This is a genomic window from Streptomyces sp. Q6, from assembly GCF_036967205.1.
In the GTDB taxonomy this organism is placed as follows: Bacteria; Actinomycetota; Actinomycetes; order Streptomycetales; family Streptomycetaceae; genus Streptomyces; species Streptomyces citrinus.
Map to the genome: position 1 here is coordinate 7,610,050 of NZ_CP146022.1, position 22,958 is coordinate 7,633,007.

The 22,958-nt window shown below is 71.3% G+C and carries 12 protein-coding genes and 3 pseudogenes; 7 read left to right on the top strand and 8 right to left on the bottom strand.

All coding sequences use genetic code 11. From position 1 onward, the window contains the following. Positions 1 to 24: 24 nt before the first annotated feature. A pseudogene (locus V2W30_RS34915) lies at positions 25 to 825 on the top strand (helix-turn-helix transcriptional regulator); the annotation flags it as partial. 259 nt (positions 826 to 1,084) lie between these two features. Here the strand turns inward: V2W30_RS34915 and V2W30_RS41735 are convergent. Both V2W30_RS41735 and V2W30_RS34920 read right to left on the bottom strand, forming a co-directional pair. Then, positions 1,085 to 1,426 (bottom strand): annotated as a pseudogene (locus V2W30_RS41735) (hypothetical protein); the annotation flags it as partial. A gap of 55 nt (positions 1,427 to 1,481) precedes the next feature. Continuing rightward, the gene (locus V2W30_RS34920) at positions 1,482 to 3,059 is read right to left on the bottom strand and encodes a long-chain-fatty-acid--CoA ligase (protein ID WP_338702594.1); all 1,578 of its coding nucleotides are present in this window, start codon (positions 3,057 to 3,059) and stop codon (positions 1,482 to 1,484) included. A gap of 223 nt (positions 3,060 to 3,282) precedes the next feature. Between V2W30_RS34920 and V2W30_RS34925 the strand changes: the two genes are divergently transcribed. Next, on the top strand, positions 3,283 to 4,476 hold the full coding sequence (locus V2W30_RS34925; RefSeq protein WP_338703879.1) for a TetR/AcrR family transcriptional regulator: 1,194 nt from the start codon (positions 3,283 to 3,285) through the stop codon (positions 4,474 to 4,476). 7 nt (positions 4,477 to 4,483) lie between these two features. Here V2W30_RS34925 and V2W30_RS34930 read toward each other — a convergent pair whose 3' ends face one another. After that, positions 4,484 to 5,689, bottom strand: coding sequence for an oxygenase MpaB family protein (locus V2W30_RS34930; RefSeq protein ID WP_338702595.1), 1,206 nt, complete (start codon positions 5,687 to 5,689; stop codon positions 4,484 to 4,486). A gap of 216 nt (positions 5,690 to 5,905) precedes the next feature. Between V2W30_RS34930 and V2W30_RS34935 the strand changes: the two genes are divergently transcribed. From V2W30_RS34935 to V2W30_RS34955, 5 genes and pseudogenes are all read left to right on the top strand, one after another. Continuing rightward, positions 5,906 to 7,549: a succinic semialdehyde dehydrogenase gene (locus tag V2W30_RS34935; protein ID WP_338702596.1), complete on the top strand. Its 1,644-nt coding sequence runs from the start codon at positions 5,906 to 5,908 to the stop codon at positions 7,547 to 7,549. After that, a complete protein-coding gene (locus V2W30_RS34940) occupies positions 7,546 to 8,028 on the top strand; it encodes a DUF4334 domain-containing protein (protein WP_338702597.1) in 483 nt (160 codons plus the stop codon). Before V2W30_RS34935 ends, V2W30_RS34940 begins: the two co-directional genes overlap by 4 nt. Next, on the top strand, positions 8,025 to 9,095 hold the full coding sequence (locus tag V2W30_RS34945; RefSeq protein WP_338702598.1) for an alcohol dehydrogenase catalytic domain-containing protein: 1,071 nt from the start codon (positions 8,025 to 8,027) through the stop codon (positions 9,093 to 9,095). The genes V2W30_RS34940 and V2W30_RS34945 overlap by 4 nt, the downstream gene beginning before the upstream one ends. Positions 9,096 to 9,159: 64 nt before the next feature. Further along, entirely contained in the window at positions 9,160 to 10,323 is a 1,164-nt protein-coding gene (locus V2W30_RS34950) for an acyl-CoA dehydrogenase family protein (RefSeq protein WP_338702600.1), read from the top strand. A 162-nt stretch (positions 10,324 to 10,485) separates the two neighbouring features. Then, a pseudogene (locus tag V2W30_RS34955) lies at positions 10,486 to 14,429 on the top strand (glycoside hydrolase family 2 TIM barrel-domain containing protein). Positions 14,430 to 14,483: 54 nt separating this feature from the next. On the opposite strand, the gene V2W30_RS34960 reads toward V2W30_RS34955, so the two are convergent. From V2W30_RS34960 to V2W30_RS34980, 5 genes are all read right to left on the bottom strand, one after another. Further along, positions 14,484 to 16,595, bottom strand: coding sequence for an ATP-binding protein (locus V2W30_RS34960; protein ID WP_338702601.1), 2,112 nt, complete (start codon positions 16,593 to 16,595; stop codon positions 14,484 to 14,486). Positions 16,596 to 16,750: 155 nt separating this feature from the next. Further along, positions 16,751 to 19,702: a glycoside hydrolase family 3 protein gene (locus V2W30_RS34965; RefSeq protein ID WP_338702602.1), complete on the bottom strand. Its 2,952-nt coding sequence runs from the start codon at positions 19,700 to 19,702 to the stop codon at positions 16,751 to 16,753. Between the two features lie 68 nt (positions 19,703 to 19,770). Further along, a complete protein-coding gene (locus V2W30_RS34970; RefSeq protein ID WP_338702603.1) occupies positions 19,771 to 20,595 on the bottom strand; it encodes a carbohydrate ABC transporter permease in 825 nt (274 codons plus the stop codon). After that, positions 20,592 to 21,566, bottom strand: coding sequence for a sugar ABC transporter permease (locus V2W30_RS34975; RefSeq protein ID WP_338702604.1), 975 nt, complete (start codon positions 21,564 to 21,566; stop codon positions 20,592 to 20,594). The genes V2W30_RS34970 and V2W30_RS34975 overlap by 4 nt, the downstream gene beginning before the upstream one ends. Continuing rightward, entirely contained in the window at positions 21,563 to 22,885 is a 1,323-nt protein-coding gene (locus V2W30_RS34980; protein ID WP_338702605.1) for an extracellular solute-binding protein, read from the bottom strand. Before V2W30_RS34980 ends, V2W30_RS34975 begins: the two co-directional genes overlap by 4 nt. Between the last annotated feature and the right edge of the window lie 73 nt (positions 22,886 to 22,958).

The window sequence follows — 22,958 nt, forward strand, 5'->3', positions numbered from 1 at the left end:
GTCGCCGTGCCCATACTGGGGGGCATGGACGATCTCGCGAGCTTCCTCAAGACCCGGCGCTCCCGCGTCGACCCCGCGGCCGTCGGCATCCCCACCGACAGCCGCCGCCGGGTCGCGGGACTGCGCCGTGAGGAGGTCGCGCACCTGTCAGGGGTGAGCGTCGACTACTACGTGCGCCTGGAGCAGGGGCGCGCGACCCAGCCCTCCGAGCAGGTCCTCGACGCGCTCGCCGGGGTGCTCGCCCTGGACGACACCGAACGGGAACACCTCTACCGGCTGGCCCGGCAGCGCCGCCGCCGCGCGAAGGCGCCGGGCGGTCGGGTACGGCCGGAGCTCCTTCGCGTCCTCGGCCTGGTCGCCGACGCGCCCGCGCTGATCGTGGACCACCGCCTCGACGTGCTCGCGGGCAACGGCCTCGCCGAACTCCTCTACGGCCGTCCGCTGCCGGGGCTGAACACCGCCCGGCACATCTTCCTGGAGGAGACCGAGCGCGGCCTGTACGCGGACTGGGAGTCCTGCACCCTCGACGTGGTCGGGCACCTGCGCCTGGCCGCGGGCAAGTACCCCGACGACTCCCGACTGGCCTCGCTCATCGGCGAGTTGGCGATGGGCAGCGAGCGGTTCCGCCGGTTGTGGGCCCGCGCGGACGTGCGCGCCCGCACCCACGGCCGCAAGGCGTACCGGCATCCGCTGGTCGGCCTCCTCGAACTGCACCAGGAGAACTTCGCGCTGCCGGACGCCTCGGGGCGCGAACTCCTGGTGCTGTCCGCGGCCCCCGGCAGCCCCGCCGAGGACGGGCTGCGTCTGCTGGCGGGGCTCGGGGCGGGCACCGCTCAGCCCGGCGGCTCCGCGACCCACACGTCCAGCACCGAGGCGTCGGAGCCGAGCGGCCCCGCGGAGCCGACCGAGTCGGTCGTGGAGGGCGCAGCTCGCCGATCCGGCGCCATCCCCGGCCCTGAAGGGCGCCCTGCGCCACCGAGTCGGCCGGGTCGAGCAGCGCGACCGGCAGCTCCGCGTCGTCGGCGGCGAGCAGCCGCTCCAGGAGCCGGCCGCCGATGCCCCGGCGGCGATGGCGCGGCAGCACCATCAACTCGGCGACGGCGAACACCTTGCCGGACGCGGTGAGTTGCTCGATCTCGTCCGGCAGCTCCCCGACGAAGCCCCGCCACCACGAGCCGTCGCGGTGCAGCGGATACCCGTACGCCATGCCCGCCGGCGCGTCGTCGTCCCCCGTCGCGTCGTCGGCCGCGACCATGTGGAACCCCGGCCGCTGCACGTCCTCCGCCAGCCGGGCCAGGAACCTCTCCCGATTGCGGTACTCCTCGCCAGGTGGCTCCTCGTAAGCCGTCACGTACAGGTCCGCGAGTCTCTCGCGGTCCCCGTCCGCCTGCCATCGAGTCAGCCTGCGGTAGAACACCTCGCCCATGTGCCGCCCCCTCACCTGTGACGCCTGGGGGTCAGCGTGCCCAACGGCGCAGCGGCTATGCGGGCGAGCCGGTGGCGGTGGCCGCGTCCTGTCGGCGGAGCTCGGGTTTGACCACCTTGCCGCCCGCGTTCCGGGGAAGCTCGGGGACCACGACGAGGTCCTTGGGCCGCTTGAACGAGGCGAGCCTTCCGTCGAGGAAATCCGTCAGCTCGGGCAGGGACAGTTCGGTTCCCGGCGCCACGGTCACGTACGCGACCGGGACCTGGCCCCAGCGTGCGTCGGGCCTGCCGATCACGGCGACCTCCCGCACGGCCGGGTGGGTGGCGACGGCGTTCTCCAGCTCGGCGCAGTAGATGTTCTCGCCGCCACTGATGATCATGTCCTTGGCGCGGTCGACGACCCAGACGAAGCCCTCCTCGTCCTGCCTGACCAGGTCGCCCGAGTGGAACCAGCCGCCCGCGAAGGCCTGCGCGGTCTCGCGCGGCTTCTGCCAGTACCCCCGTGTCACGGTGGGCCCCCGGTAGACGATCTCGCCGACCTCGCCCACGGGGACGTCGTTCATGGCGGCGTCGACGATGCGGTACTGGATGCTCGGGACAGGCCGCCCGACGGAGCCGAGCTTGCGCAGTGAGTCCTCGCCGCGGAGCACGCAGGTGATCGGCGAGGTCTCGGTCTGGCCGAACACGGCCACGTTCAGCGCGCCCGGGAACCTCTCGCCCATGGCGCGCAGCGTCGCGTCGCTCGCGGGCGCGGCACCCCAGCTGATGATCCGCAGCTTCAGGTCGCGTTTGTCGATGTCGGGCTGGGCGCAGATCAGGTCCCACTGCTGCGGGACGTTGAAGACGACGGTGGCGCCCTCGCTCTCGTACGCGTCGAGCACCGCCCGCGGGTCGAAGGCGCCCAGCGGATGGAGCACGACCGTACTGCCGACCACGAAGTTCGCCACGATGGAACCCAGGCCCGCGATATGGAAGAAGGGCGCCGTCAGGAAGCCGACGTCGGAGTCGTCGAAGATCTCCATCGCGCGGATGCAGGTCATCGCCTGGACCTGCATGTTGCGGTGGGACAGCAGCACCCCCTTGGGGCGTCCGGTGGTGCCGGAGGTGTACATGATCAGCGCGGTCGACTCCTCGCTGATGTCGGGCAGTTCCATGGGCTCGTACGCCGACAGGAAGTCCTCGTACGCCAGATCGCCCTCGGCCGGGTCCGCCGCGTCGACGACGACGACCGTGCCGATGCGCGCGGCGTTCGGCGCCGCCCGGAGCAGCGGTACGAGCCGGGCGTCGACGACGATCGCCGACGGTGCGCAGTCCTCCAGGATGTGGTCGAGCTCCAGCGGCGCGAGCCGGAAGCTGAGCGGCACGGCCATCGCCCCCAGGCTGTTCGCCGCGAGGACGCTCTCCACGAACCAGGGGTGATTGAGCGTCAGCAGGGCCACGCGGTCACCCGCGGCGACGCCCCGGTCGGCGAGCCCGGCGGCCAGTCGCAGGGACCGCCGCGACAACTGCGCCCAGGTCGTGGTCCGTCCGAGATGGCGCAGCGCGGGCTTGTCCGGGCGGGTCTGCGCGTGGGTGGCGACCTGGGTCATCCAGTGGTTCCTGAAGGACCAGGCGGGCGCCGTGTCGGCCGGCATGGGCGACTCCTCGGGTCTGGTGGCGATGGGTGGTCGCTGCCGCATCATCCCGCCCAACACCGCGGCGGGAGAAGCGTCGTGCAGCAATTTGTTAATGGAGAATCACATGGGGCGCGGTCCGGGACCCGCTGCTCCGCGGTCGTTCCCGAGTGATCGGGGAGCGCGCGGCGGCGTGTGATTGACTGGGCCGCATGGTCCCGTCCCCGTGTGCGTCCGACCGGTCATGACGGCCGAGTCGATCTCGGTCGCGCGCCCCCGCAACCGGAAGCAGCTGATCGTCGACGCGGCGGGCCGGCTGTTCAGCGAGCGCGGGTACCACGCGGCGTCCATGGAGGACATCGCCGCCGCCGTCGGGATCACCGCCGCGGCCCTGTACCGGCACTTCCCGAACAAGTACGCGCTGTTCGCCGCGTGCACGCGGACCATGGTGGACCGGCTCGTCGCCGCCCTCGACGCACTGCCGCCCGAGACGCCCGCCGCGGACGTGCTGACCGCGCTGATCCGGGTCACGGTCGCGCACCGGACGTCGGGCGGCGTGTACCGGTGGGAGGCCAGGTATCTCGTCCGCGAGGACCGGCTGCTGCTCAAGGAGAAGTTCGGGCAGGTCGTCGAGCGGGTCACCGAGGCGGTGCACCGTGAGAACGGGAGGCCCCGCGATCCGCTGCGGGCCGTGGCCGCGCTCGGCGCCATCGGATCCCTCACCATGCACCGCACCTCCATCGCTCAACGCCGGGTCGAGGAACTGCTGTCGGCCTGCGCCCTGCGCGTGGCCGCGACCGGTCCGGCCCGGAGCGGACCCGCCCCGACCGGTCCCGGACCGGACGCCCGGGAAGCGCGCGCCGTCGAGCTGCCGGCCCTGCCGGTGCCGCGCTCGCGGCGGGCGGAGATCCTCGCGGCCGCCGTCCCGCTGTTCGCCCGGGACGGGTTCACCAGCGTCACGAACGGCCAGATCGCCGAGGCGGTCGGCATCGCCCCGTCCGCGCTCTACCGGCACTACCCCGGCAAGGTCGACATCCTCGCGGCGGCGTGCCTCCAGGCGGCCGGGCTGCTGGCCCAGGCGGTGGACCGCAGCCTCGACGGCGTGGACGATCCGCACGAGGCCGTCGCCGTGCTGGCGGCGACGTACGTCGCGTACAGCTTCGAGCACACCGCGCTGACGAGCGTCGCCGAAGCCGAGTTCGTCGGCCTGCCGGCGGATCTCCAGCGCCCTCTGGTGCAGGCGCAGCGCGAGCACATCGCGGTGTGGGAGGAGCAGTTGCGGCTGGCCCGCCCGGACCTCGACCCGCGGCAGGCCCGGGTCCTTGTGCACGCGGGGTTCGGTGTGGTGGTCGAGGCCGGACGGCGGCTCCGCTGGCGGGACGGCCCCGACCACCGTGCCCTGGTGACCCGCCTGGTCGTGGCGGCTCTCGGGCTCTGAGGACGGCTCAGGACGGCCTGTTGCCCGTCGGGATGACGATGCGGGTGGTCGTCGGCGAGGTGCCCCGGTTCAGAAACAGCATGGCCAGCGCGCGGACGAACTGGTCGAACAGGTAGAACGCGCCGGGGACGACGGGCGACAGGCCCTCGCGGAACAGGATGAAGGCCGGCCACGCGGTACGGATCAGGGTCGCCGACGCGTAGTCGCGCTTGAGCCCCAGCCAGTCACCGACCTCGTCGTTCAAGACGTAGCGCACGAACTCGTTGAGGAATCCGCGGGTGACACCGAGGTCGACCTGGGCGGTCAGCCCCAGCAGATCCTCGGCCAGTTCCTTGCCCTCGGGCGTCGGCGTGAGGATCGGGGTGAGCACCTGACCCGACTGGGCCTCCGCCTCGGCCCACGACGCCGGGATGTACTCGTCGCGTACGCCGAGCAGATGCAGGGCGACCTGCCAGCTGTGCAGGAACGCCTCCTGGTCGGCGGCGGGGAACGGGACCTTCCAGTCGAGCAGCTTCCTGCGGACGAAGGTGCCCAGGCTGTGGAAGGTGACCAGGATGTCCGCGTTGCTGATCGGGATCTCCTGGTCCGTGACCGCCCGCCATTGGGGCGACCGCGGCAGCAGATGACGCACCCCGGCGTGCACCAGACGCGTCTTGTTGGCCGTCACCACGAACTGCCCCGACGGTTCGAAGCCCTTCAGCTGGGCCAGGTCGTAGCCGAACGTGAAGGTCTTCGCGGCCCGGTCCTGCATGTCGGCGCCGCCCGCCGACCAGTAGACGCTCCTGGCCTCACGCGGGATCACCGTGCTCATGATCCCGCTGCCGAGGCCGTAGAGCACGAAGAGGTAGGTGTCCTTGCGCCGGTTGAAGTCGGCGGCACGGGCCAGCTTCACCGGATCCGCCCAGTCGGGCAGCTTGTTGACCGTCCGCAGGTACGCGGTGAGGTCGGCCGGCAGTCCGGTGGGCAGCGGGTCGCCGTTGTTCACCCACGACTCCATCGCGGTGTTGACGGCGGGCACCTGACCGCTGTCGATGAGCGAGGCCACCAGGCGGTCCACCTCGTCGTCCCACACGTACTCCGGATCGACGCCCGCACCCGCTCCGGCGACCGAGCCCGACGGCGACCACGCCCAGGCGGTCCCGGTGCCCGCCGCGCTCGCGAGGCCCAGCGCGGCCCCCAGTGACAGCATTCTTCTACGGCTGAGATTACTCATTCACTTGCTCGCTTTCCTGGTAGGACGTGCGGCTCATCACGCCTTGTTCTGCTCGGTGTTGGCGTCGCCAGCACGGTTGAAGAGCTTGTTCCAGGATGTGATTTTTGATTAACATAGCGAGGCGCGTCGCCGTCGACAAGGGCGTTGACACGGTGTCGACAAGGGCAGCGCACGGCATTCCGGTTCGCGTCAGTCCCGTACGACCGAGGAGCCCGCATGACCACCGATCAGGACCAGACCCCCGCCCCGCCGGGCCCCGCGGCGGCGGGCTCGCGGCCCGCCTGGGTGACCGACGAGGCCATCGCGCGATGGTGTGCGTGGGTGTGCCGGGACGTGTCGCGACAGGGGGCCGAGGGCGGGGGAGGCGCCGGACCGGTGGCCGTCGCGGTCGCGCCGTTCGACCTGACGCCGATCGCCACCGTCCCCGCCTGTACGCCGGAGGATGTCGTGGAGGCGGTGACCGGTGCCCGTGCCGCACAACCGGCCTGGGCGGAAAGGGAGTCGAGGCGTCGCGGCGACGTGGTCCTCGCCTTCCACGACCTGCTCCTGGAGCGACAGGAGCAGGCGCTCGACCTGATCCAGTGGGAGACGGGCAAGGCCCGCTACCACGCCTGGCAGGAGGTGGCCCAGGTCGCGACGATCGCCCGGCACTACGCGCGCCGCGCCCGCCACTACCTGGCCCCCCGCCGTGTACGCGGGATGGTGCCCGGCCTGACCAGGGTCCAGGAGGTACGGGTGCCGAAGGGCGTCGTCGGCGTCATCTCCCCGTGGAACTACCCCCTCTACCTCGGCGTCGGCGACGTCCTGCCCGCGCTCCTGGCCGGCAACGCCGTGGTCTCCAAGGCGGATTCCCAGACCGCGCTGACCCTGCTGTGGACGCGGGCCCTCATGGCGGAGGCCGGACTGCCGGCCCAGCTGTGGCAGATCGTGACCGGGTCCGGGGCCGTGGTGGGGACCGCCCTGGTCGACTCCGTCGACTTCGTCTGCTTCACCGGGTCGACGGCGACCGGACGCGCCGTCGCGGAGCGCGCCGCGCGCCGGCTGGTCGGGGCCTCGCTCGAACTCGGCGGCAAGAACCCGCTGATCGTGCGCGAGGACGCCGACCTCGCCGCCGCGGCGGCCGGCACGGCCGTGGCGGCCTTCGCCAACACCGGCCAGATGTGCATCCACATCGAGCGCGTCTACGTCCACGAGAAGGTCTACGACGCCTTCCGCGCCGAACTCGTCCGCGCCACACAGGCGTTGCGGCTCGGACGGTCCTACGACTACGCGGCCGACGTCGGATCACTGACGTCGGCGGCGCGGCTCGCGGAGGTCGCCGCGCACGTCGACGGCGCGGTGGCCAAGGGGGCGACGGTCCTCACGGGTGGCCGGGCCAGGACCGACATCGGCCCGCTCTTCTACGAACCGACCGTCCTCGAAGGCGTCACGCCGGAGATGCCCGTGTGGGACCAGGAGACCTTCGGCCCGGTCCTCTCGCTCGCCTCCTACGCCACCGACGAGGAAGCCGTGGCGCTGGCCAACCAAGGGACGTACGGCCTGTCGGCGTCGGTCTGGTCGAAGGACGTCCGCGCGGCCGGCCGGATGGCCGGCCGGATCCGCGCCGGATCGGTCAACATCAACGACGGCGCCGCCGCGGCGGCCGGAAGCATCGAGGCGGGCATGGGCGGCACGGGAGACAGCGGACTCGGCAGGCGCCACGGCGTCGAGGGCATCCGCAAGTACACCGAGAGCCGGACGGTCGCCACCCAGCGCCTGATGCCGCTCGGACCGCCGAAACCGGGTGAGAGCGCCGTGCGGGGTTTCGTGAATCGGACCAACAGCCAACTGGCCCTGCTGCGTCGGCTGGGGGTCCGATGAACCACGTACACGCGAAGTGGCAGGCGCTCCGCGCGGCGCGAGGGCCCGTCGATCCGGCCGAACTGGACGATCTGTGGGCGCAGTTGGAGGTTGTCGACGCTGCGTCCGTGCTCGGCTCCTGGCGCGGCTTCGCCTTCCGCACCGGCCACCCCGTCGAGAAGATGCTCGGCGCGAGCCGGTGGCACGGCAAGCGGTTCGATGCCCTCGACTCCGCCCAGCCGCTGATCTGCCGGGCCGAGGACGGCACCCTCTACTCCGACACCGCGGCGGGCCACGGCGAGGCCAGTCTGTGGAACGTCGAGTTCCGGGGCGAGGTGACCGCCACGATGGTCTACGACGGCATGCCGGTGCTCGACCACTTCAAGCGCGTGGACGAGCACACCCTCATGGGCGTGATGAACGGCAGGCCCGACGTCGTCCTCGCGCGGGGCGGGTACTTCTACTTCGGTCTCGAGCGCGAAGACCCGGACTCCGCGTGAGGACCTCGGTGCTGCTCTCGCGCGGCCCCGGACACCACGAGATCGTCGAGGCCGAACTCGACGGACCGCGAGCGCACGAGGTGATCGTCCGGATCGAGGCGGTCGGCGTCTGTCACACCGACCTCGTCACCCGCGAGGCCCTCGGCGACCGGCCCGCCGTGCTCGGACACGAGGGCTGCGGCATCGTCGAGCGGGTCGGCGCGGAGGGCGGCACCCTGCGCGTCGGGGACCGGGTCGTGATCTCCTTCGCGTCCTGCGGGCGGTGCGCGCGCTGCCGCGCCGGGCACCCGGCCTACTGCGACCTGGCGGCCGCGCACAACAGCTCCGGGGGCAGGCCCGACGGGTCGCCGACGATCCGTGTCGACGGCGAGCCGGTGTTCGGCGGGTACTTCGGGCAGTCCTCGTTCGCCACGGCCGCGCTGACCGACGCCCGCTCGTGCGTGCCGGTCGGCGACCTGCCACCGGAGATCGCCGCCCCGCTCGGATGCGGCTTCCTGACCGGGGCGGGCGCCGTGCTCAACGTCCTGCGGCCCGCCCCCGGCGACCGGCTCCTGGTGATCGGCGCCGGAGCGGTCGGCACCGCGGCCGTCCTGACCGCGCTGTCCGAGGGCGTCGAGGTCGTGGTCGCGGAACCCGTGGCCGCACGCCGGGCCCGCGCCGTCCGGCACGGGGCCTCGGCCGTCGACTCCCTGGACGGCCTGACCACTTCGTCCGGCCGCGCCGCGGCCGTGACGCACGCGCTCGACACCACCGGGCGCCCCGAGTCGATCGCCGCGGCCCTCGCCCTGCTGCGGCCCCGCGGCACGCTCGCGGTGGTCGGCCTCGGCCCCGCCGCGGCCGCCATCGACGTACGGTCCCTGATGCTGCGCGGGCTGCGGCTGCGCGGCTGCGTCGAGGGGGACGCCCAACCGGCGCTGCTCATACCGGAACTGATCAGGCGTCACCTCAAGGGCGGCCTGCCGCTCGACGACCTGGTGACCCCCTACCCCCTGCGGGACTTCGGCCGCGCGGTCGCCGACCAGCGGGCCGGACGCGTTCTGAAACCGGTGCTCCTCCCGCCCGGCTGACCGCCCCACGCCCCCTCCTTCTTCTTCCTGCCCCGACACGAGATCAGCCCCGATCGGAGTCCTGATGACGCGTGCGATCTTCACCGAACGAGCCCTGTACGACGACGACCACGAACTGCTGCGCAAGACCGTGCGCGCGTTCGTCGACAAGCACGCGGCGCCGCACGCCGAGCGGTGGCGGGCGGCGGGCAAGGTCGACCGCACCCTGTTCCTGGAGGCCGCGCGGGCCGGGATCCTCGGCTTCAACATCCCCGAGGAGTACGGCGGCGGCGGGATCACCGACTTTCGCGTCAACGCCGTGATCGGCGAGGAGTTCTCCCGCCACCCCGCGTCCGACGGCCTCGCCGGGGTCGGCCTCTCCAACGACATCGTCGTGCCCTACTTCACCGACCTGACGAACGACGAGCAGAAGGCGCGCTGGCTGCCCGGCATCGCCGCGGGCACGCACATCGTGGCCGTCGCGATGACCGAGCCCGGCACCGGCAGCGACCTGGCCGGCATCGCCACCACGGCCGTGCGCGACGGCGACGCGTACGTGGTCAACGGCAGCAAGGTCTTCATCTCCAACGGCCAGAACGCCGACCTGGTCGTCACCGCCGTACGCACCGGCCCCGACCGCCACGGCGGACTCAGCCTGCTGGTCGTCGAGGCCGACCGGCCCGGGTTCTCGCGCGGCCGCAACCTGGAGAAGGTCGGCCTGCACGCCCAGGACACCAGCGAGCTGTTCTTCCAGGACGTGCGCGTGCCGACCGCCAACCTGCTCGGCGAGGAGGGCTCCGGGTTCCAGGCCCTGATGCGCAACCTCCCGCAGGAGCGGATCTCGATCGCCGCCAACGCCCTGGCGTCCATCGAAGGCGTCCTGGAGCGGACCGTGGAGTACGTCCGGGAGCGCAAGGCGTTCGGCCGGAGCATCGGATCCTTCCAGAACACCCGCTTCCAGCTGGCCGACATGGTCACCACCGCACGCGTGGGCCGCACCTACATCGACGACCTGCTCGCGCGGCACTCCCGCGGCGAACTGAGCGCGGTGGACGCCGCGGCGGCCAAGTTCTGGGCCACGGAGAACTACGTCGACATCGTCGGACGCTGCCTCCAACTGCACGGCGCCTACGGCTACATGCTCGAGTACCGCATCGCGCACGACTACCTCGACTCGCGCATCACCACCATCTACGGAGGGACCACGGAGATCATGAAGGAGATCGTGGCGCGCGATCTGGGGCTGTAGGCGAAACCCCCGACAGCGTCGTGCCGACCCCCGTCCTCAGGAAGCAACAGATTCGGACGGTGGCATTGTGTGGGTTGTGTTGTGTTCTTAGGGTGGTCGGGCTCAACAGGCCAGTCCCGTCACACCAGTCGCACGTGTCCGCACCCGCAGAAGGGCACAGCCATGTCGTCTTCGGACTCCCACCCTCACGGCCACCCCCACCCCTTTGCCACGTACCTCAGTCGCCGTCGGCTGCTGGGCGCCGGCGCCGCCGTGCTCGGAGCGCTCGCCCTGCCGTCCGTCGGCTCCGCCGCCCCGGCGTACGCCGCCGACGGTGGCGTAACGGCCGACGGCGACGAGTGGAACGGTCGCATCGGCGTCTTCCGGCTCGGCACCGAGCCCCCGCACACCACGCTCATGCCGTACGAGAGCGTGCGGCGGGCGCTCGCGGCCGACCGGACCCGGTCCGCGTTCCGCCGGAGTCTCGACGGTGACTGGAAGTTCGCCTACGTCGACCGGCCCTCGGAGCGGGACGAGGACTTCTACCGGACCGATCTCGACGACGGGTCGTGGGAGACGATCCCCGTGCCGTCCGTCTGGCAGTTGCACGGGCACGACCGGCCGATCTACACCAACATCACCTACCCCTGGTGGGGGCCCAACGGCCTCGGCGAAGAGGCGAAGCCGCCCGCTTCCCCGACCCGCTACAACCCGGTCGGCCAGTACAGACGCACCTTCACCGTGCCGGACGGCTGGGCGAAGCGGCGGGTGTTCCTGCACTTCGAGGGCGTGAAGTCCGCGCACTACGTGTGGGTGAACGGCACACTCGTCGGCTACCACGAGGACTCGTTCACCCCGGCCGAGTACGACATCACCGATCACCTCGACCCCGACGGCGGCCCCAACCAGCTCGCCGTGGAGGTCTACCGGTTCTCCGACGGCGACTGGCTGGAGGACCAGGACATGATCCGGCTGAGCGGGATATTCCGCTCGGTCTACCTGTACTCGACGCCCTCCGTGCACCTGCGCGACTTCACCCTCGGCACCCCGCTCGGCGACGACTGCACGAGCGCCGAGCTGTCGGTCACCGCCACGGTCCGCGACTACGGCGGCACGGCCTCCTCGGCCGCGTACACCGTCGAGACCCAGCTCTACGACGCCGACGGGCACCCGGTGTGGAACCGGCCGCTCGCACAGCGCGCGACCCCGGCCGACGGCGAGGTCACGGTCCGCGCGGCCAGGGCCGTCCCCTCACCGCGTCTCTGGTCGGCCGAGAGCCCGTACCTCTACACCGCCGTCCTGCAACTGCGCGATCCGTCGGGCAAGGTCGTCGAGACGCTCTCGCACCGGGTCGGGCTGCGCGAGTTCGCCCTCAAGGACGGTCTGATGCGGATCAACGGGCAGCCGGTCTCGCTGCGCGGCACCAACCGGCACGAGATGCACCCGGACCGCGGCACCGCCCTCACCCGCGCCGACATGGTCGAGGACATCACGATCATCAAGCGGATGAACATGAACACGGTCCGCACCTCGCACTACCCCAACAACCCGATCTGGCTCGAACTCGCGGACGCGTACGGCCTCTACCTCGTCGACGAGACGAACCTGGAGACGCACGGCATCCGCGACCAGTACCCGACGAACCACGCCGACTGGACCGAGGCGTGCGTCGCCCGCGCGCAGAACATGGTCCACCGGGACAAGAACCACGCCTCGGTGGTCATCTGGTCCCTCGGCAACGAGGCGGGCGCCGGATCCACCTTCACCGCCATGCACGACTGGATCCGCTCGTACGACACGACGCGCGTCATCCAGTACGAGGGCGACGACAGCCCGGGGGTCAGCGACATCCGTTCCGCGATGTACGAGTCGCCGACCCGGGTGAAGGCGCGCGCCGAGGACACCGCCGACACCCGCCCGTACGTGATGATCGAGTACTGCCACGCGATGGGGAACTCGAACGGCAACTTCAAGGAGTACTGGGACCTGGTCCGCCGATACGACGTGCTCCAGGGCGGCTGGATCTGGGACTTCGTCGACCAGTCGCTGAACTGGCCGGCCCCGGAGCGCACCCTGTTCACCGAGAGCGGTCCGCTCGGCCTGAAGGGTGAACTCCTCAACCCGGCCGGTACGTTCGGCACGGACACGGGCCTCGTCGGTGCCACCGTCTTCGCGCGCGACGACCGGCTCGACCTGACCGGTTCGCTCACCCTGGAAGCCTGGGTGACCCCGCACGTGACCGGCTACCACCAGCCGATCCTGGCCAAGGGCGACACCCACTACAGCCTCAAGCAGTCCGACAGGAAGCTGGAGTTCTTCATCTACTCCGGCGGCCAGTGGATCACCGCGAGCTGGACCACCCCGGCCGAGGGCTGGACCGGCACCGAGCACCACATCGCCGGTGTCTTCGACGCGAGCGCGGGCGCGCTCACGCTGTACGTCGACGGCGCGGTGAAGGCCACCACGACGACCACCCGCAAGCCGACGGTCAACACCGCCCCGCTCGCCCTCGGCGTCGACGTGGACAACATGACCCGGGAGTTCAGCGGGACGATCCGTCGCGCCCGTGTCTACGCCCGCGCCCTGAGCGCCACCGAACTCGCCGACGACGGGCGGGGCGCGGACGGCGACGGAGTGCGGTTCTGGTTCGACGCGAAGACCGTCCGGGTCGAGAAGAAGAAGCCGCGGGATAAGACGTTCCTCGCGTACGGCGGCGACTGGGGCGACAACCCCAACGACGGGAACTTCGTCGCCGACGGCATCGTCACCGCGGACCGCGGACACACCGGCAAGGCCGCCGAGATCAAGCGCGTCTACCAGGAGATCAACGCGGCCCCGACGAAGGGCGCGGGAGTCGGCGCCGTCACCCTCACCAACGAGTTCCTCTTCACCAACCTCCGCTCCTACGACGGGCGTTGGGAGCTCGCGTGCGACGGCGAGGTGATCCGCAGCGGCCGCCTCAGCCGCGCCCAGCTGGACGTCGCGCCGCGCACCAGCAAGGACATCACGGTACCGGTGAGCCTGCCGGTCGACCCGAAGCCCGGCGCCGAGTACTTCCTCCAGCTGTCGTTCCGGCTGAAGGAGGACACCGCGTGGGCGGACGAGGGATTCGAGGTGGCCCGCGTCCAACTGCCCCTGGACACCGCCGGACCGCGGATCACCCCCGTACCGCTCGGTGACGTGCCGGAGCTGACCTACGAGGACACCGACGCGGCCGTCACGGTCACCGGCCGCGGCTTCACGCTCGCCGTCGACAAGAAGAAGGGCCTCATCACGACGTACGAGGCCGACGGCGCACCGCTCCTGACCTCCGGCCCGGTCCCCAACTTCTGGCGCGGGCCCACCGACAACGACCACGGCAACGGCCAGCACACCCGCAACCAGACCTGGCGGGACGCGGGCACCCGGCGCACCGTCACCGAGGTGACGGTGCGCCGGCTCGAGCGGGGAAGGCGGTCAACGCCGTCGAGGTCACGGTCGAGGCCACCCTGCCGACCAGCACCGAGTCCACGTACACCACCACCTGCACCGTCTTCGGCAACGGCGCCGTGAAGGTCGACAACGCCCTGCACCCCGGCGCCGCGAACCTCCCCTACCTTCCCGAGGTCGGCACGATCCTGCGGCTGCCCGCCGCACTCGACCGGATCCACTACTACGGGCGCGGCCCCGAGGAGAACCACTGGGACCGCAACGACGGTACGGACGTGGGCCGGTGGGGAGGAACCGTGGCCGAGCAATGGACCTCGTACATCCGCCCCCAGGAGAACGGCAACAAGACGGACGTGCGCTGGGCCGTCCTCGGCGACCGTCGCGGGCGCGGCCTCCTGGTCAGCGGCGACCCGCTCGGCGACCACCCGCTCCTGGAGATCAACGCCTCGCACCTGACCCCCGAGGACCTGTCCCTCGGCGCGCGCCACGACTACCAGCTCGACTTCCGTGACGAGGTCGTGCTGCGCGTCGGCCACCGCCAGATGGGGGTCGGCGGCGACAACAGTTGGGGTGCGCACACCCACGACGCGTACAAGCTGCTCGCCGACCGGGACTACGCGTACACGTACTGGCTGCGACCGATCTCCGGGCTGGGCCAGGCGTCCGCCCTGGCGCGCGAGGTGATCGCCGTGGAGTAGCCGGGCCGGACCCGGGTCGGCGCCCAGCGTGCGCCGACCGGTGCCGCCCCGCTGTCAGGCGATCGCCGCGCCTCCCAGGACCCGGGCGATCCCCGCGTCGAGGTCGGTGCGGTAGCCGGCCTCGAAAGCGGTGTCGTAGTCCTGCTCGCCGAGCGACGCGCGGGTGCGCGCGACGCAGTCCTCGTGGGCCGCCACCCAGGAGGGGATGCCGACCTGGGGGCGGCCGAGCGTGTTCCACAGCTGGTGCGCGAGGCCGAGGGTCCGGGCCGCCCGCTCGGCCTCGCCCTCGGCGATCGCGCACTGGGCGAGCGCCTCCAGGCACATGCCGGAGCCGAAGTTGTCGTGCATGCGGTGCTTGACCGTCAGCGAGGCCCGCGCGGAGTGCTCGGCCTCCTGGATGCGACCGAGCGCGAGCTCCGCCTGGGCGCGGATGGAGTCGCCCCAGGCGCGCATCCAGTTCTCGCCCGTCTTCTCGCAGATCTGCCGCATCTCGTCCAGGCCGGGCAGGGCCTCCTCGGCCATCCCCATGGCGATGCGCGCATGGCTGCCGACCGCGAGGGAGCCCAGGCCGGCCAGGGAGAGCATGGAGTCCAGCGAGCGGCTGTGCCGGGCGTGCAGCGCGTCGGTCACGTCCAGGACCGTCGCCACGTCGCCGCGCAGCGCGGCGGCCACCGCGACCACCGACTTCGCGAGGCTGTCCTCCTCCTCGCCGAACCGCGCCGCCAGCGGGACGGCCTCGGCGGCGCACTCCTCCAGCGCGGGCAGGTCGCCCAGCTCGGTCAGCGCCAGGCCCAGCGCGTACAGGGCCTTGAGCCGCAACGGGCTCGGACCGGAGAACGCGGCGAGCGCGCGGTCCAGATAGTGCCGCCCTTCCCGGGCGAGCCCGCACGCGTACCAGAGGAACCAGAGGTCACCGGCCATGCCGAGGCCGATCCGGCTGTCGGCGGAGCCCAGGCACGATTCGAGGGCGAGGCGGAGGTTGTCGAGCTCGGCGTGCATCCGCTCGTACCAGAGGTACTGGTCGGCCCCCATCCAGGCCGCGTCGCCGTCCCGCGCGAGACGCACGTACCAGGTGCGGTGGCGGCGGCGGAACTCACGGCCCTCGCCCAGACTCCGCAGCCAGCCCTCGCCGTACTCCCGGATCGTGTCCAGCATCCGGTACCGCTCGCCGGCCGCCGTCGGCTCCCACGTGATGATCGACTTCTCCGCGAGCTGGGCGAGGAGCCGGGGGATCTCCCCGCGGTCCAGCCGGTCGTCGCCGCAGACCTGGACCGCGCCCTCCAGGTCGAAGCTGCCCACGAACACGGAGAGCCGCGCCCACAGCAACCGCTCGGCAGGCGTGCACAGTTGGTGGCTCCAGCCGATCGCGGTGCGCAGCGCCTGGTGCCAGACGGGATCCGCGTCGTCGAGCGCGGCGTCGCCCTCGCCGAGCACGTCGAACCGGTCGGACACCCGGTCGGAGAGGCGGTCGGTGAGTTCGCCGGGGGACAGCTCGCTCAGCCGGGCCGCGGCCAGCTCGATCGCCAGCGGCAGCCCCTCCAGCTGGCGGCAGACCTCTTCGAGGGCGGGACGGCCGGCTTCCGTGACGGTGAAGCCGGGCACCGCGGCCGCCGCCCGTTCCATGAGCAGCACCATGGCGTCGGACTCCGGTCCCGTCTCCGGTCCAGCGCCGGGCGCCGTGCGCGGTCCGGGGACCGGCAGGGGCTCCACGGTCAGGACCTCCTCCCGCGCCGTCCCCAGCGGCCGCCGGCTCGTGGCCAGGATTCGCAGCCCCGGCGCGGCGGCCACCAACTCCTCGACCACCGGACGGAGTTCGTGCGTCAGATGCTCACAGGTGTCGAGGACGAGGAGGAGGTCGCGCTCGGCGAGGTAGGCCGCGAGGGCCTCGATGACCGGGACGCTCGTCTGGTGCGACATCGGCAACGCCTCGGCGACGGCGTGCGGCAGCAACTCCGCGTCGCGCAGACCCGACAGCGCGACCCACCACACCCCGTCCGCGAACCCCGGCCGCACCTGGGCGGCGACGCTCCGGGCCAGCCGGGTCTTGCCCACGCCGCCGACCCCCACGAGCGTCACCACCCGGTGCGGTTCGAGGGCCCGCGCCACGCGGTCCAGCTCCGTCCGGCGGCCGACCAGCGCCCCGGTCTCCCGGGGCAACTCGCCCACGCGTCGCTCTTGTTGCCTGTCCGTCGCCATCGTTGCACTCACTCCCACGCCGAGTCCCGCTGCACCGTCAGTGCTATCAACTCGGCGGGGTCCCGCGGGGAGTTATGGCTCGATCCGGCGAATCCGGGGCGCCGGTCGGGCCCGGGAACCCGTCGTCACCCGAGGGTGAACGACGCCAGTCGCATCCCTTCGCCGAGCACCAGGTACACGTCGTCCTTGCCGGCGGGTACGCCGTCGAGCGGAGCCGTCACCGTCGCGTAGGCGTACTCCGAGGACGTCCCGGCGAACGCCGCCGACGCGACACGGCGGCCGGTCGGCGATCCGAGCCGCACCTCCAGCGTGCCCGCGGTGCCCGCGACGCGCGCCGTGAACCGGCCCTTGCCGCTCGCCAGCCGGGCGTCCGCGTACGACACCCACGCGCCGTCCGCGGTCGCCCCCACCGCCGTGCCGCGCGCCTTCGACTCGTCCACCAGACGGATCGAGGCGTAGTCGTCGAAGTTCTCCGCGCGGGTGGTGCGCGACAGGTCGCGCGGCGCGATGGTCTCGCCGGACACCTTCCACGTCGTGCGCGCGCGCAGGTCCGAGGACGAGGACCCGGCCCGGATGTCGTACGTGGCCGACTCCACGACCCACCGCGAGCGGGTGACGTCCCAGTGCGCGAGGTCCCGGGAGGTGAGGCGCAGCCGGACCGTCTTCGTCTCGCCCGGCTTCAGCGACACGCGCCGGAAGGCCTTGAGCTGCTGGATCGGCTGCACGTCGCGGGACGTGCGCTGGTGGACGTACAGCTGCACGACCTCGTCGCCCGCGCGGCGGCCCGTGTTGGTGACGTCGACCGTGTAGCCCCCATCGAAGCGCTTCAACTGCCCGTACGCGAAGGTCGTGTAGGAGAGGCCGTGGCCGAAGGGGTAGAGCGGCGTGCCCCGGAAGTACCAGTAGGTGCGCTCGTGCTTGATGATGTCGTACTCGAGGATGGACGGGAGGTCGTCCTCGGAGCGGTACCAGGTCTGAGTGAGGCGGCCCGCCGGGTTGGCGTCGCCGAAGACGAGGTCGGCGAGGGCGTTGCCGGTCTCCTGGCCCGCGTGCGACGTCCAGAGCAACGCCGGTACCTGAGCGGCCAGTTCACCGATCGTCGTCGGGTAGCTGTTCTCGACGATCACGACGGTACGGGGATTCGCCGCGACCACCGCCGCCACCAGGGCCGCCTGCGCCGGGGCGATGCCCATGTCGGTGCGGTCGTGGTTCTCGCGGCCGTTGATCGCGGGCATCGAGCCGATGACGACGATCGCCGCGTCCTTGCCGGTGACCGCCGCGACGGCCTCCTGCGTGCCGGAGCGCACCACCTCGCGCGTGTAGCGGGCGGCGGCCGCCTTCTCCACCAGGCCGAGGACGCCGTCGGCGCCGGACGGACCGAGGTAGACCGGCGACGTCCACCAGGAGTCGGCGGTCTCGTACCCCGCGTACTTCAGGAGGTACGTGCCGTCCGCCTGCTTCTCCAGGCTGAACTGCTGCATCACGTACCAGCCGCCCGGCTGCACCTGGTCGTTGACGAAGCCGCCGTCGCCGCGGCCCACGTACAGGCCGTTGGCCACCGACCGCAGGGTCACGATGCCGGCGCCCCAGTCGAAGACGTCGAACCGCACCGTCTCCTCGGTGGCCGCGGCCGTGGTCTCGCGCAGCGGCGCGCCCGCCGTACCGGTGCCCGCCGTCACGTACTTCCCGGTGGACGCGTTGCGCAGGGCGATGCGGTCCACGCCCTCGCTGCCCGCGACGTCCTTGCCGAGCTTGGCGGCGATGCCGTCCCTCGGCGTCACCGCGTACGGCAGGGTGCCCGCGTACCAGTCCGTGTAGAGGGTGTCGGCGAGCGGCCCGACCACCGCCACGTCGGCGGACCTGCGCAGCGGCAGCGTGCCACCCGAGTTCTTCAGGAGCACGGCCGCCTTGGCGGCCGTCTCCCGCGCCAGAGCCCGGTGCGCCGGGGTGTCGATCGCCTCCTTGCCGAGTCCCCCGTAGCGGCCGCCGTTCGGGTCGAACTCGCCGAGGCGGACACGGATCGCGAGGATGTGGCCCGCGGCCCGGTCGATGTCCGCCTGAGTGAGCAGCCCGTCCGTGAGCGCCTTCTTCACGGCGGTCGTGGTCGGCGCAGAGTCGGCGTCGTCGGTGGTGTAGCTGTCGATGCCCGCCTTCATCGCGGCGGCGTCGGCCTCGGCGAGGGTCGGGTAGTAGTTCTGCGCGCCGACGCCGGTCACCAGGTTGTTGGGCGCCCAGGCGTCCGTCACGTTCAGCAGATCGCGGTCGGTCCATGAGCGCACGGCGTCGTTCAGGTCCGGATCGACCGTGCAGGGGCGCCCGTTGACCAGGTTGTACGCGGACATCACGCCGGTCACCGCGTCCGCCTCGATCGCGGGCCTGAAGGCGGCCTGGTCGTACTCGTGCTTCACGCGCGGCCGCAGGTCGCTGGAGGTGCGGTCGCGGCGCACCTCGTTGTTGTTCGCGCTGAAGTGCTTGATCGTCGGCGCCGTCTTGAGGTGATCGGGGTCGCCGCCGGTCAGCCCCTTCCCGTACGCCGTCGAGATCGCGCCGGTCAGATACGGGTCCTCGGAGTAGCCCTCCTCGTTGCGGCCCCAGCGCGGATCGCGCAGCAGGTTCGCCACCGGCGCCCACAGGTTGAGGCCCCAGCCCGCCGGGCGCTCCTGCTGGAAGCCGCGCGCCTCGTCGCCGACGGCGGAGCCGACGCGCTCGATCAGCTCCGGGTCCCAGGTCGAGGCGAGCCCGATCGCCTGCGGGAACACGGTCGCCCTGCCGAGCCAGGCGACGCCGTGCAGCGCCTCGGTGCCGGTGCGGAACGACTTGATGCCGAGGCGGTCGACGGCCGGCTGGTACTGGTGGAACAGCGAGATCTTCTCGTCGAGCGTGAGACGCCCGAGCAGGTCCTTCACCCGGGCCGCCACCGAGTGGGACGGGTTCCGGAAGGGGTACGCGGCGGCCGCCGACGCGGGCGGCGCCGCCACGGCCATCAGCGCGCCGGGGACGGCGAGCGCGGCCGTCGCGGCGGCGAGCAGGTTGCGCCGGCTGATCCCGGTGGTGGCAGGTCTTCCACGGTCGTGCACGGCAGGACTCCTTCGATGCGGGTGGCGTCGTACATGCGTGAACTACGTGAACTACGCGTGGGGGAGGCTCACTTGACCGCGCCGGCGGCGATGCCGCGGGTCAGGGTCCGCTGGAAGAGCAGGAAGAAGACGATGGCGGGGAGCACGCCGAGCAGGGCCGCCGCGTTGGTCATCGTCGCGTCCATCAGACGCTGTCCCTGGAGCACACCGAGCGCCACCGACACCGTCTGGTTGTCGTTGGAGAGCAGCATGACGAGCGGGAGCAGGAACTCGTTCCAGGTCCAGATGAAGAAGAAGACGAGCAGGACGCCGATCGTCGGCCGGTTCATGGGCACCACGATCCGCCACAGGACCTGCCACTTCCCGGCCCCGTCGATCCGCGCCGCCTCGATCACCTCGCGCGGGAAACGCCCGAGGACGGAGGAGAGCAGGTACGTGCCGAACGCCGACTGGATCACCGTGAACACAATGATCACGCTGAGCCGGGTGTCGTACAGGTCCGCCTTCTTCGCCAGGAAGTACAGCGGGTAGACCAGCGCCTCCTGCGGCAGCATGTTCGCCAGCACGAAGAACGCGAGCACCCAGGTGCGGCCGCGCACCCGCCCGATCCCGATCGCGTACGCGGTGAGGACCGAGAGGACCACGGCGAGCACGGCGACGGAGCCGCTGATGAGGACCGAGTTCCACAGTTTCTGCCCGAAGTCGACGCGCTCCCAGAAGCCGGTGATCCCGTCGGTGTAGAGGCTGTCGGGCAGGCTGAGCGGGCCGTTGTTCGAGTAGTCCTCGGGCGACTTGAACGCGTTGACGACGACGATCAGGAACGGGGCGATCATGAACAGCGCCGCGACGCCGAGGGTCACGAGCACCGGGTGACGGCGGATGGCGGCGTTCACGCGGCCCGTCCTTCCTCGACGTCCTCGGCACGCGTCTGCGCCTTCAGACCGACGAGCGCGAGTACGAGAATGATCACGGTCAGTACGGTGGAGATGGCGGCGCCGTAGCCGACCTGCGTCTGCTCGAAGAAGGTCGTGTACGAGAAGTACGACGGGACGTTCGTCGCCCCGCCGGGGCCGCCCTTGGTCAGGACGTAGATCGCGCCGAAGACCTTGAGCGCGGCGATCGTGCACCACAGGAGCACGACGTGGATCTCGGGGCGGATCTGCGGCAGCGTGACGTGCCACAGACGGCGCCACCAGCCCGCCCCGTCCAGCTCGGCGGCTTCGTACAACTGCGGGTCCACGCGCTGGAGTCCGGCCATGAAGACGACGAGCGGGAAGCCGATCTGCACCCAGACCATCACGCCCATCACGGAGTAGAGCGCGAGATCGGGATCGCCCAGCCAGTCCTGCTGGAGGGAGCCGAGCCCGACCGCCCTCAGGAACGCGTTGAGCGCGCCGTCGTCGGGGGCGAGGATCCAGCTCCACACGATGCCCGCGACCGCGATCGGCAGCACCTGCGGAAGGTAGAAGCAGGCCCGCAGCACGGTGGTGACCTTGCTGCCGTAGTGCTTGGCGACGAAGTCGAAGAGGGCCGCGGCGAGCACGAGCCCGACGACGGTCGGCACGATCGCCATGGACAGGACCATGAAGAGGCTGTGCCTGAAGGACGCCCAGAACTGCGCGTCATGGAAAAGCTCACGGTAGTTGGAGAGCCCCGACCACGTGAGGTCGCCGACCCCCTGCCAGTCGGTGAAGCTCCAGGCCGTGTTCATCGCGAACGGGGCGATGATCACGAGGAGGAAGGCGACTGCGCCGGGCAGGAGGAAGAGGGCGTACGAGTCGCGGCGGCCGCGGCGCGGCAGGGGTGCGGTCCCGCCGCGCCGGGCCCCTGCCGCGCGCTCCTTGCGAGGGGCGGCGAGGCTCATCCCTTGGACACGCCCTTGTCGTAGGCCGCCTGGAGGGAGTCGAGGTACTTCTCCGGTGAAGCGCTTGCGGTCATCAGCTTCTGCGTCTCGGAGACGAGCGTCTCGTAGAAGCCGGCGGCCGGCCAGTCCGAGTAGTACGCCAGCCCGTCGTTCTTCGTCAGGGTGTTGAAGTTGTTGATCAGTTCCTTGGACTTGGGGTCCTTGATGGCGGTGGCGTCGGCGGCGACGGGGACGCCGCCCTTGTTGCCGAGCATGTTCTGGATCTTCTTCGACATGGTGATGTCGATGAAGTCGTAGGCGAGTTCCTTGTTCTTCGACTTGGCGGGGACGACCCAGAGGTTGCCGCCGGAGCCCGGGGTGAGCGAGGCGCCGGGGAAGACGCCGGAGGACCAGTCGAACGTGGCCTCGTCCTGGAACCGGCCGAACCACCACGACCCGGAGAAGATGATCGGGGACTTCTGCTGGAGCCAGGAGACGCCCGCCTTCTCGGCGGTGGCGCTGGTGGTGTTCTTGTCGATGTAGCCCTTCTTCACCCAGTCGGCGAACGTCTCGGCCGCGTACGTCCAGTCCGCGTCGTGGAAGTCCGCCTTGCCCTTGAGCTCGTAGCCGTCCACCCAGGAGCGGTCGGCCTTGGTGAGGGCGAGCTGGTAGACGTACTGGTGGGCGAGGTACTCGGCGCCGGCGTTGGCCAGCGGCGTCACGCCGTTCTTCTTGAACTCGCCCAGTGCGGTGGTGAGTTCGTCGAACGTCGTCGGCACCTTGATGTCGTACTTCTTGAAGAGGTCCTCGTTGTAGTACGCCATGAGGAACTCGCCGTAGTTCGGCACGCCGTACCACTTGCCGGAGCCCATCGTGCCCGCCGGTGAGTAGCGGCTCGTGGTGGCGACGGACGGCGAGAGCAGCTTGTCCCAGCCGCGCTCGCGTACCTCGGCGCTCATGTCGGTGAGCAGGCCCTGCTTGGAGAGCAGGCCCGCCGTGGCGTTGCCCTTGTTGTACTCCATGATGTCGGGCGCGTCGTCCGAGCCGAGGACCATCGACGCCGTCTTCTGGATCTGGTCGAAGCTCTTCTCCTCGAACTTCACCTTCACGCCGGGGTGCTTGGCCTCGAACTCCTTGATCGCCTCGTTCCAGGCGGCGCCCATCGCGCTGTTGGCGGCCTCGTAGTGCCACAGCCGCAGCGTCTTCGCGTCACCGCCGCCGCTGTCGTCGTCGCCACCGCAGGAGGTGAGGGCCAGGGCGCAGGTGAGCGCCACGCCGACGGCGGCCAGGGCGCGGACGCGCCGGGTTCTCGTGTGCTTGGTGCTCCGGATCGTCAACATCCGCTGGTTCCCCCAGAGTTCGGCAAGGATCTATCGAAGCGCTTCGACGGGTGACGGTATGAGGGGTGCCGAC

What these genes read in the sequence shown, in the direction of transcription:
- V2W30_RS34980 (WP_338702605.1), bottom strand. Translation starts at nt 22,885, where the DNA reads ATGTTGACGATCCGGAGCACCAAGCACACGAGAACCCGGCGCGTCCGC.
- V2W30_RS34950 (WP_338702600.1), top strand. Translation starts at nt 9,160, where the DNA reads ATGACGCGTGCGATCTTCACCGAACGAGCCCTGTACGACGACGACCAC.
- V2W30_RS34930 (WP_338702595.1), bottom strand. Translation starts at nt 5,689, where the DNA reads ATGAGTAATCTCAGCCGTAGAAGAATGCTGTCACTGGGGGCCGCGCTG.
- V2W30_RS34935 (WP_338702596.1), top strand. Translation starts at nt 5,906, where the DNA reads ATGACCACCGATCAGGACCAGACCCCCGCCCCGCCGGGCCCCGCGGCG.
- V2W30_RS34975 (WP_338702604.1), bottom strand. Translation starts at nt 21,566, where the DNA reads ATGAGCCTCGCCGCCCCTCGCAAGGAGCGCGCGGCAGGGGCCCGGCGC.
- V2W30_RS34940 (WP_338702597.1), top strand. Translation starts at nt 7,546, where the DNA reads ATGAACCACGTACACGCGAAGTGGCAGGCGCTCCGCGCGGCGCGAGGG.
- V2W30_RS34920 (WP_338702594.1), bottom strand. Translation starts at nt 3,059, where the DNA reads ATGCCGGCCGACACGGCGCCCGCCTGGTCCTTCAGGAACCACTGGATG.
- V2W30_RS34925 (WP_338703879.1), top strand. Translation starts at nt 3,283, where the DNA reads ATGACGGCCGAGTCGATCTCGGTCGCGCGCCCCCGCAACCGGAAGCAG.